Annotated in this window: 8 protein-coding genes; 2 read left to right on the top strand and 6 right to left on the bottom strand. The window is 31.5% G+C overall.

Annotated features, from left to right (window positions below):
- Window positions 1-420: 420 nt before the first annotated feature.
- The 5 genes from proB to gatC form a co-directional block, all read right to left on the bottom strand.
- Window positions 421-1,515 (bottom strand): glutamate 5-kinase, encoded by a 1,095-nt coding sequence (proB, locus tag LBD57_RS05520; RefSeq protein ID WP_373470337.1) that lies wholly within the window; start codon window positions 1,513-1,515, stop codon window positions 421-423.
- A gap of 150 nt (window positions 1,516-1,665) precedes the next feature.
- Window positions 1,666-3,120, bottom strand: a complete 1,455-nt coding sequence (gatB, locus tag LBD57_RS05515) for an Asp-tRNA(Asn)/Glu-tRNA(Gln) amidotransferase subunit GatB (RefSeq protein WP_373470336.1) — start codon at window positions 3,118-3,120, stop codon at window positions 1,666-1,668.
- 52 nt (window positions 3,121-3,172) lie between these two features.
- Window positions 3,173-4,609 (bottom strand): Asp-tRNA(Asn)/Glu-tRNA(Gln) amidotransferase subunit GatA, encoded by a 1,437-nt coding sequence (gatA, locus tag LBD57_RS05510; RefSeq protein ID WP_373470335.1) that lies wholly within the window; start codon window positions 4,607-4,609, stop codon window positions 3,173-3,175.
- Window positions 4,610-4,611: 2 nt separating this feature from the next.
- Window positions 4,612-5,604 carry a magnesium transporter CorA family protein gene (locus tag LBD57_RS05505; RefSeq protein ID WP_373470334.1) on the bottom strand — a complete coding sequence of 331 codons (993 nt, stop codon included), beginning with the start codon at window positions 5,602-5,604 and terminating at the stop codon, window positions 4,612-4,614.
- Window positions 5,601-5,894, bottom strand: coding sequence for an Asp-tRNA(Asn)/Glu-tRNA(Gln) amidotransferase subunit GatC (gene gatC, locus LBD57_RS05500; RefSeq protein ID WP_373470333.1), 294 nt, complete (start codon window positions 5,892-5,894; stop codon window positions 5,601-5,603). Before gatC ends, LBD57_RS05505 begins: the two co-directional genes overlap by 4 nt.
- 153 nt (window positions 5,895-6,047) lie before the next feature.
- Here gatC and LBD57_RS05495 point away from each other — a divergent pair, with 153 nt between their 5' ends.
- Window positions 6,048-7,223 (top strand): glycosyltransferase family 9 protein, encoded by a 1,176-nt coding sequence (locus LBD57_RS05495; RefSeq protein WP_373470332.1) that lies wholly within the window; start codon window positions 6,048-6,050, stop codon window positions 7,221-7,223.
- A gap of 98 nt (window positions 7,224-7,321) precedes the next feature.
- Window positions 7,322-8,506: a MalY/PatB family protein gene (locus LBD57_RS05490; protein ID WP_373470331.1), complete on the top strand. Its 1,185-nt coding sequence runs from the start codon at window positions 7,322-7,324 to the stop codon at window positions 8,504-8,506.
- A gap of 789 nt (window positions 8,507-9,295) precedes the next feature.
- Here the strand turns inward: LBD57_RS05490 and LBD57_RS05485 are convergent.
- Window positions 9,296-10,573, bottom strand: coding sequence for an ATP-dependent RecD-like DNA helicase (locus LBD57_RS05485; protein WP_373470330.1), 1,278 nt, complete (start codon window positions 10,571-10,573; stop codon window positions 9,296-9,298).
- Window positions 10,574-10,793: the final 220 nt, after the last annotated feature.

The raw sequence follows: 10,793 nt of genomic DNA, 5'->3' as shown, positions 1-10,793 counted from the left end.
CTTCAAATCCTTCCCCTGTTTGACTTGCACATGCGTACGATATTACTAAATCTAAAACCACGCTACTATCTCCTGCTTTTTCAAAAAATTCCTTCGCTTCTTTACTCCATTTTACTAATCTTTCTGTTGTCATACACCACTCCTCTTTTTCCCTACAGCTAAATAATATATCAATTGCTTAAATTTAAACTCCATTATCATGGAAGTTTTCGTAAATAAGTATTTTCTAAAATAACTGCTATTATCAACAAACATAAAGATATTATTAAAAAAATTTATACATCATTATAATTTATAAATTGTGTGATCTCAGGAATGTCTATCGTAACATTTCCACTACTTACTATAAAATAAAAAGTTTATCAAGAACTATATCACTTAATAGGTTTAGGTGACTCTAAAAACCCAATTACAATAATTCTAATTGCTAATAATAACTAAGTTGTCACGATGGATAATTTCTTCTTCTCCAGCATCTACTATATTTTTGATTTCTTGAGTTTTTTTCCCTTTTACTTTTTCAAGAATATCACTATCGTAATTAGTAAGACCTCTAGCAAAATCTTTTTTTGTCTGAGCATTTGCGATATTTATAGTGTCGCCTCTTTTAAAAGCCCCGCTAATTTTTGTTATCCCTACAGCTAATAAGCTTTTGCCCTTATTAAGTAAGAAGTCTTCGGCTTTTTGATCAACAAAAATTGTACCTTTAGGTTTTTTACTAAAAGCTATCCATGACTTTTTTGCTTCTAAATGCTTTTTTGAAGCTAAAATAGTTGTGCCTATGAAGCTTCCTAAAACTATTTCTTTTAACAAATTTAATTTTGTCCCATTTGTAATTATTGTCTCCACCCCTGAAGCAGCAGCAATTTTTGCAGCAATTATTTTTGTTTTCATGCCTCCTGTTCCCCTGCCACTAGAAGAGGTTGAGCTAGTTAATTTTTCAATTTCTTCTGTAATATGGTCTATTTTAGGAATTAACGACGATGCCTTTAAGGTGCCATTATATATACCATCTACATCTGTAAAAATTATAAGCTTATCTGCATTTATTGCCAAAGCAACTAAAGCTGATAACATGTCATTATCACCAAAATTAATTTCATCAATTGAAACTGAATCGTTTTCATTAATTATAGGTATTATATCGTTTTCAATTAAAGTATTTAAGGTATTTCGGACATTTATATAATTGGCCCGCCTATCAAAAACGTCCCTTGTAAGAAGAATCTGAGAAACACTATTATTGTACTCTGCAAAGGCTTTAGAATAAGCACTCATTAGTAAGGGCTGGCCCACTGCAGCAAATGCTTGCTTTTCCCTTAATGTTTTATGTTTATCCTTTATACATAAGTGAGTCTTTCCTGCACTAACAGCACCAGAACTTACAATTAAAATTTTATGCCCTTGTTCACGTAAAGAGAAAACTTCTTTTGCCAAATTAAAAATGTATTGTTCGTTTAACAAACCTTCTTTTGTTGTTAGTGTACTTGTCCCAACTTTTATAACTATTCTCATAAAATATTTAAAGTTCCTATAAAATTACAACTGTCTTACAAATTCAGAAAAAAATGGATTATTTCTGTAAAAATATACTAAGCAGCTCAAACATACAAGGCGTCCATTTGTCATCATAAAAACTACCATTAAACCCTGCCTCGACAGAGTTTATGCTTTCAGTAATTCAAGCAAAATTTTATTTACCAATTGTGGGTTTGCTTTCCCTTTAGATTTTTTCATTACAAGACCAACAACTGCCCCCACCGCTCTTTCTTTGCCAGCTTTAAATTCTGCAACAGCTTTAGGACTTTCTATTATTGCTTCTTGGCAAATTTTTATAATTTCTGATTCGTCTGAGATTTGTATTAAGCCCTTTTCTTTTATTATTAGCTCAGGGTCAGCAGATTTTTCGTACATATCTTCAAAAACTGTTTTTGCGATCTTGCCTGAAATTGTGTTATTTAAAATTAAGTCTACTAGCTTTGCTAAATTTTTACTAGAAACCGGGGATTGCAATATATTAATTTTTGATGCATTAAGTTTTGCGCTAAGTTCTGTAGAAGTCCAATTCGCTAATGGTTTAGCAGACATTTTTTTATCTTTAGAACTATTTAAAGTTTCTTCATAAAAATCTGCAGTTTGCCTGTTAGAAGTTAAATAACTGGCATCATAGTCTGACAAATAGTAGTCCTGCATAAACCTTTGTTTTTTAGCTTTTGGAAGTTCTGGCAACTGTGCGCGTAGGTCTTCAACAAAAGAATCTGGCAAATTAAAGGGCACTAAATCTGGCTCTGGAAAATATCTATAGTCTAATACCCCTTCTTTTGAGCGCATTGACTTTGTTATACCTTCTTGCGCTTCCCAAAGCCTTGTTTCTTGTACAAGTTTGCCTCCTGATTCCAGCACTTCTTTTTGTCTTTGAACTTCATATGTTATTGCTTCTTTTACACCTGACATTGAATTAATATTTTTAATTTCTACTCTAGTACCAAACTCTTTTTGCCCTACAGGGCGAATACTTACATTTACATCACACCGCATTTTACCTTCTTCCATACTACATTCTGAAGTATCTAAATATGTAACTATATTCTTTAGTTCAGTTAAAAATTCAAATGCCTCTTGTGGAGAACTAAGCTCCGGCTCTGTTACAAGTTCCATAAGACCAACACTAGCTCTGTTTAAATCCAATAAAGAATAGCTTAATTTTCTACTGCCTATTTCGTGTACAAGTTTGCCGGCATCTTCTTCAAGATGTATTCTTGTTATGTTAACAACCTTTTCTTTGCCATCAACATTTATTGCAAGTTTGCCTTTAGAACATAATGGAGGTTCTGACTGTGTTATTTGATAATTTTTTGGCACATCAGGATAAAAATACTGCTTTCTTGCAAATGTACATTGTTTATTTATTGTAAAATCTAAAGCAAGTCCTGTTTTAATTATAGCCTCTAGAGCTTTTTTATTTAATATTGGTATTGCTCCAGGCTGAGAAGTACAAATAACACAGGTATTTGCATTGGGTTCAGCCCCAAATTGTGTAGAACATTCACAAAACACCTTTGATTTTGTGTTAATTTGCATATGCACTTCAAGACCAACTACTGTTTCATAATTAACCATTTATTTGTCCCTTAAAGTTTGTAATAATTTGTATTTTTGTATTAATGTAGCGTTAAATCGTTGGATATTTATCAATGTCAAAATCAGCAATTTTTTCAAACGCATTAGCTACTGCAAAAAGTTTTGCGTCAGAAAACCTTGCGCCCATAAAATGCACGCCCATGGGCATGCCATTTGCAGTAAAACTCCAAGGAACAGTAATGCCAGGAAGGCCTGCAAGGTTGGCTGCTATAAGGAAAAGGTCGCATTCTTCAGGAAGAGTTTCTCCAAACTTTACAGGCATTTGCAAAGTTGCAGGTGTAAATATAAAGTCACATTTCTCATAAGATTGCGTTATTTGGTCTATAAGTAAAGTTCTTACTTTTTGAGCTTGATGGTAACACCTATGATAATTTTTTGCTCCTAAAACATATGTGCCAAACAATATTCTCTTTTTCACTTCATAGCCTAAAGACTCTCCTCGCGATTTTGCGTATTGGTCATTTAAACTCACCCCGTTTGAAGTTCTGTACCCATAACGTATCCCATCAAATGTAGCAATATTTGCAGAAACTTCTGCACACATAATAACTTTATACAAAGCAGGGACATACTTATAAACTGGAATGTCTACCTCTACAATTTGTACGTTTCCCATTTTTAATTTATTTACAGCTTCATTAAAGTATTTTGTTATTTCTGAGTCTACTCTATAATCAAAAAGTTGTTTGGGCACACCAATTTTTAAAGTTTTTAAAACGTCTATATCATTTAATCCGTTAGTATAATCTATCCAATCATTTGGTTGACAAACTGGATCTCTATAGTCCTTGCCTGCTATAACACTTGTCAGCAAAGCTGCATCATATACATTTTTTGTAAATGTACCTATTTGATCAAAAGAAGATGCTAAAGCGCATGCTCCATACCTACTTATAAGACCATAAGAAGGTTTGTATCCTACCACACCACAAAACCCTGCTGGCTGTCTTATAGAACCGCCGGTATCTGAACCTAATGCAAATGGCACCATGCCAGCACTTACCGCTGCAGCGCTGCCACCTGAAGAACCACCTGGGATACATTCTATGTTCCAAGGATTAGCAGTTTTTTGATAAGCAGAAGTTTCTGTAGATCCGCCCATGGCAAACTCATCCATGTTTGTTCTCCCTACAAAAATAGCACCAGCTTCTTTCAGTTTTTCTATAACTGTAGCATCATAAGGAGAAACATAATTTTCTAAATATTTTGAAGCAGAAGTCATACTCTGCCCCTTAGTCATAATATTATCTTTTATGGCTATAGGAACACCTTCAAGAAGACCGTATTTCTTAATTTCTTTTTTGTCAACTTGCTCAGCTTGCTCTAAAGCACTTGTTTCATTTAGCTTTAAAAAAGCTTTGACTTTAGGATTTACTTCTTTTATACAACTGAAACATTCCTTTACTACATCCACACTCTTTAGTTCCTGGGAACAAATTTTTGTTCTTATTTCTTTAGCTCTAATCATAATCAAAACCACTTTTTCTTTTTAAAATATACTAACATAGCAATTATTGTAATGAGCATTATTCCCACCGCAAAAAACCAACTTCCTTTTTGACCGAAAAAAGAATATTCAGGAAAAACAACATTCATCCCATAATATCCTGAAACAATAAGAACTGGCATTACAATTGTAGCTATAACTGTAAGAAACTTCATAACCTCAGTAAGCTTTACTGTAACACTTGACATATAAACTTCTATCAAGCTTACAATCATTTGAGTTCGCATAATTATGGCTTGGTTCATTCTCGCGCATTGAGTATAAATATCACGAAAATAAACAAGATACTCTCTGGCTATTAAATTGTTATTTGCTCTAGTAAAATAGACGTACGCAGCTTGTTGAGATTCTGCAATTTTGCGCATAGCAAAAATTACTTTTTTTGTATCTAAAATATCTTCCATGTTTTCTGCTTCTGGATCTTCAAGAATTTCATCTTCTAAACCTTCCATTTTGTCATCAATTTTTTCTAAAGTAAACTCATAACTAGAAACAACTTTATTAAAAACGTTATAAAGCAAATTTTCCAAACTTTTCATTTCAACCTGAGGACGAGCCTTTGCTCTTTCAAAAATTGTCTCAAGAAAAAACAATTCTTCTGTATGCACAGTAACCAAAAACCCTTTGCCCACAAAAAAGTTAAGTTCATAAATACTATCTTCAAATTCTTGATAATAATTCGGTTTAAGCTGTATACCGTGTATAGCACCAAAAACGTAGTTTTCAAACTCCTCTATTTTTGGATAATATTGAGGAAAAAGACAATCTTCTATAGACATTTCATGAAAACGAAAAGTTGCTGTAAGAAGAACTGTCTCTTGGTGAGTTAGCTCGTGATTTTTTAAATGAATATCTATCCAAATAAGGTCTAGCTTATTGTTATAATCTTCTGCTACTTTTAAGGCATCGCGCTCTGTAACAACTGACCCATTTTTAAAATAAATTGCCTTTATCATTGCGCCTCTATAACCTTTTTGATTTTATAAAAAGTGCCCTCTCTTTCAGGAGCACTATTAAGCATTTGTTCTATTACTTCTCTGGGACAGGGCCTTACAACATCTTCTCTCCACACATTCCTAAGTTCAGTGACGTGTGTTGTTGGTTTTAAATTAGCAACATCTGGTTCTTGTAAAATTTCTATATATTCAAACATAGAGTTTATATCTTTAAGATATTTTTCTTTTTCATCTTCTTTAATATCTATTCTTGCCAAAAAAGCAGTAGTTTCAAGCTCTTCTTTTAACATAAATACCCCTTGATACAATATATTGATAAATTGTACAAAAATACTCATTTTTTAACAATATTTTCAATAGCTCCTTTTCATATTTGATTTAACAATATATTTTGCTATTATAAACAAAATTTAATTATACTCTTTACAAAAAAGGATTGCCCCATGATCTACGAGTATCCTTACACACAAAACAATAATGTTTTAAACCAAAACCTTGATAAAATTTACAAATATTCAAAAGAAAATAACAAAAGCTCTACAAATATAAATAAATTTACTTTAAAAAAGTTAGAACATTTAACTAAAGGATGTTTAAGATGCTTTCATAGTTTCCTTAGATTAGCTATTTCTCGAAATAGGTATAATAAATTTTATGCTGCTTTCATTATTGAAGGTGGTGTTGGTGATACTATTAGAAAAATAAACATTATAAATGAATTCATAAAAATGTTCCCAAATGTTACCATTGATATCTATACAAACAGAGGCGTGTATCTTTTATTTAAAGGCATAAAAAATATAAGATTTTTGTTTGAGATTGATTTGATTATTTTAACCAACAAAAAATATGATGTAATTTACGATTTATTCCTTGAATATCAAAATGAAAAAATTTATGGAAATATAAATCAAAAAATTATTTTTAACACTCGTAGAAAACCAGAATCAATTAGAATATTACAAAACTTAAAAAACTATAAAAACAAATATTTTTCCGCAGATAATTCTTATATAAATAATAATTTGCATTATGTCGCTATGCAAAAAGTCATAGCAGGGGTTGATAATATAGAAGTTATATCCCTTACTATTAACTATTCAACTACATTTGGGAAGTTTACCATGCTAGAAAACTTGAAATATATAACTTTCAATTACGGTTTCGGAGGCAGTGGCACAAACGGAGATCCTAAATGCTGGGATGTTAACCATTGGCGCAAATTATTGAGTATCCTAAAAAGCCAATTAAAAAGTATAAAAATTGTTCAAGTAGGCGTTTCTAACCATCACTTTGAAGAAAATTTTATCAATACCGCAAAAAAAACATCTTTTGATGAACTTTGCACAATACTAAAAAATTCGCTGCTTCACATAGATATAGATGGGGCATGTACACATATTTCAAAAGCGTTAGGAACAAAATCTATAGTTTTGTGTTTGGGCCAACATCTGCTAAATATTCAGGTTATCCTGAAAATATTAATATTACTTCTTCGCTATGTAGAGATTGTTATCATTTTCTTGACAATACATTTTGGGGAAAATGTTTGCTTAGGAATGAAAGATCTTTATGTATGGATTCCATTTCTCCAGAATTTGTTGCAAAGAAAGCATTAGAATATATCAACAGTATAAACAAATAAATTTTATTTACCACTAATAATAATGTAGAATAATTTATCTCTTTACTTTATTTAAAATAAGGAGGCTTACCTATGAAATATAATTTTGACAAAATTATTAAAATAAAAAATACAAACTCTGTAAAATATGATTCGGCAAAAAAATATGGCATGCCTGATGGTCTTTTCCCTATGTGGCTTGCAGATATGGACTTTAAAGTTATGCCTGAACTTACAAAAGCTTTAGAAAAATCTGCAAGACATGCAGTTTTTGGGTACACTACAACAAACCAAGAATATTTTGAACCAATACAAAAGTGGTTTGCTTCAAACTTTAATTTTGGCATAAAATTTGACTGGCTTGTAAATACGCCTGGTGTAGTTTTTGCAATAACTATGACTATTAGAGCTTTAACAAAAAGCCGAGATGCTATTATAATACAAACACCTGTATATGCGCCTTTTAGTAATGTTATAGAGAACAACAATAGAAAACTAATAACAAATTCTTTAATTTACAAAAATGGGAAGTACACAATAGACTTTAAAGATTTTGAGAATAAAATAGTAAAAAATAAAGTTAAAATGTTTATTTTATGCAGTCCTCACAACCCAATTGGAAAGATATGGAGAAAAGAAGATCTTATAAAATTAGGCACCCTATGTTTAAAACATAAAGTAATAATAGTTGCTGATGAAATACATTGTGACTTTGCATATAAAGGATACAAACATATTGTTTTTGCATCATTAAAAAAAGATTTTTTAATGAATACTGTTATGTGCACTTCTGGAGGAAAAACGTTTAACTTTGCAGGATTGCAAATTGCTAATATATTCATTGCAAACAAAAATTTTAAAGAAAAAGTGATCTTAGAAATTGCAAAAACTGGCTATGATGGACTTAGCAAGTCAGGTGTAGTTGCTTGTCAAACAGCTTATAAGTATGGTGATAAATGGCTGAAAGAAGTAAAAGATTATATTTATAATAACTTATCTTACATTCGCAACTTTTTAAAAACTAATATACCTAAACTAAAGCTGGTTGACCCTGAAGGAACATACCTTATCTGGATTGATTGCACTGAATTAGGTATTAATGAAAAACATCTAAAAGATATTCTTGAAAATAAAGCAAAGCTTTGGGTTGCAATGGGCAGCAGTTTTGGAGTTGAAGGCACAAACTTTATAAGAATAGCCATAGCTACGCCTCTCATTAATATAAAAACTGCTTTTAACAAACTATTTAAAGCATTAAAATCAGAAAAATTAATATAATATCTTTGAGAAAAATATTTTTATTACTTGTCTATTATTATGTAAAAAGAAAGTTTGGAGGAACCCTAATGCTCAAGTCAGGTGAATCAATGAAATCAAGAGTTACAATTCCATGCTTTTTTTGTTGTTTTTGTCAATCTTCCTTTTTTATTAGGTTACAAGCATATATTCGCAATATGGAGAAACCTCGGATGTATTTGAAGAACTTAAAGGCATCTCTACTGTAAAGTCTAGGTTTTTACACACTTGTCTTAATATAACTAAACTGCACTATTTAACATTTTATTATCTTAACAAAAAAATCTTGTTCCCTTTCTCTGATGAAAGTCTCTCCTGACTTGACCGTTTTAAGGAAAAAAAGGGGAAATCATTCATAAAAAAGGAGGTTTGGGGGAACCCAAACGGTCAAGTCAGGAGAGGAGAAAAGGCAAAAACGTGGCTTCTATGTATCGTCTGCTGATTGGGAAAGAGAGATAGCGAGAATGAAAGATGGAGATGGCATACTGACTTTGACTTTTAAATTCTTTGCCTGCAATAGTAGCAGCAAGCTCTCTTTGGCTAGTAATATTATTTTGTACCATAAATCTTTATCAACTATGCCTTGCAGACCTAGATGATAAAACAATCTTATCGCTGAAAATATGCCACAATTTAAATTTGTTTGTCCATTTATGCATGGACCAAAATGCCCTCCATTGAACTGTATAGACCCAACATTATTATACTTTTCTGAGTTATATATACCATGGCATAGCTTTCGTTTTGGTAAAACCTTTTGACATTAAAATGTTAGTAAAATTTTTGTGACACTAAAATATCTCTTTTAGTTAATGGTCTAAGAAATGAGATACCTTCTAAAGATTTACATCTACTTAATGCTACGTACAATTGCCCAGGAGCAAAAGCACCGTATTCCATATCTATGACTACATTATCAAAAGTTTTCCCTTGACTTTTGTGTATTGTAACAGCCCATGAAAGTTTCAGCGGATATTGCTTAAAAAAGCCTGCTCTTTCTGTTTCTATTTGTTGTTGCTGCTCATTCCATTTATATTTGAATAATTCCCATTTAAATGGTTCCACTGCTTCTGTTCTCCCGTTTTGGAATTTTACATATATAAGCGTTTTGTCTGAAGAACTACTATTACATATATCTTCAACTATACCTACACTACCGTTTACCCACCTATCCTTAATATCATTATTTAACATCATTACTTGAGCACCTTTTTTTATAACAAGCTCCCAGTCTGCAGGCATATTTTTAGAGTTTTCATCAATATTTTCTGTCTGGGCAGAAAATATTGCTTTTTCCGTTTTGATTTGTGAAAGGTACTTGTGATTTATTAAAGTTGCTTTTTTGTTTGTTGTTGTAAGGCAAATCGATACACCTCTATCCAAAGCTGTTTTACCTACTCGCGAGTTTAGTTTTAAAAGATCTTCATCATCAGCTGTACCATTACGCACACTATTTAACAATGTAATAAAATTATAATCTTGTTGTCTGTAAACTTTTTTTAATTCCACTGTATGCAGCACACAATCTTGCAACGAATAGGCACTTAAAAAGTATGGAGATTTATATATAGAGTTAAAGATGCTATATTCTTCCTTTTTTACCACTGGAGGGAGTTGCCGTAAGTCTCCAATAAACACTATCTGAACGCCACCGAAAGATTCTTGAGGTTTTTGTCTATTTAATCTTAAAAATTTATCTATACAATCTAAAAGGTCGCATCTTAGTATGGAAACTTCATCTATAACAATAGTTTCAACTCTCTTATATATAGATTTTTCAGAAAGATTCTTTTTTTTGATTTTTGATAAAGTAATATCTGTTTTAAAATGAAAAAAAGAATGAACTGTTTCTCCTCCACAATTAAGAGCTGCAACTCCTGTAGGCGCAAGAACCACCGTCTTTTTATGAGTACGAGTAATATAATAGTGCAGAAAAGTAGTCTTGCCTGTACCAGCATTACCAGTAATAAAAACACAATCTCTGCTTTTTTCTATTAAATCAAGGGCTTGCTTAAATTCTTTATTGATTTCAATTTTATCCTGTATCATTTTTACTCTTTAGTTTTACGCTAAAAACAATTAAACAAATTCTATAAATCCCTCTTTTCTCTTAAGGGCTTCTCTAAAAACTTTAAGCTTATTATGTCAGGTTATATTTTCACAGCAAACTTTTTGACTTGAGTTTTTGCGGAATCAGATTTTATAGTTATAAAATAAACACCAGGAGCAACTTTATCTCCTTTCTCATTTCTCAAGTCCCATCTAAGTA

It is taken from the genome of Candidatus Endomicrobiellum cubanum, assembly GCF_031278955.1.
Classification (GTDB): Bacteria; Elusimicrobiota; Endomicrobiia; order Endomicrobiales; family Endomicrobiaceae; genus Endomicrobiellum; species Endomicrobiellum cubanum.
This window is presented reverse-complemented; position numbering and strand designations above follow the sequence as displayed.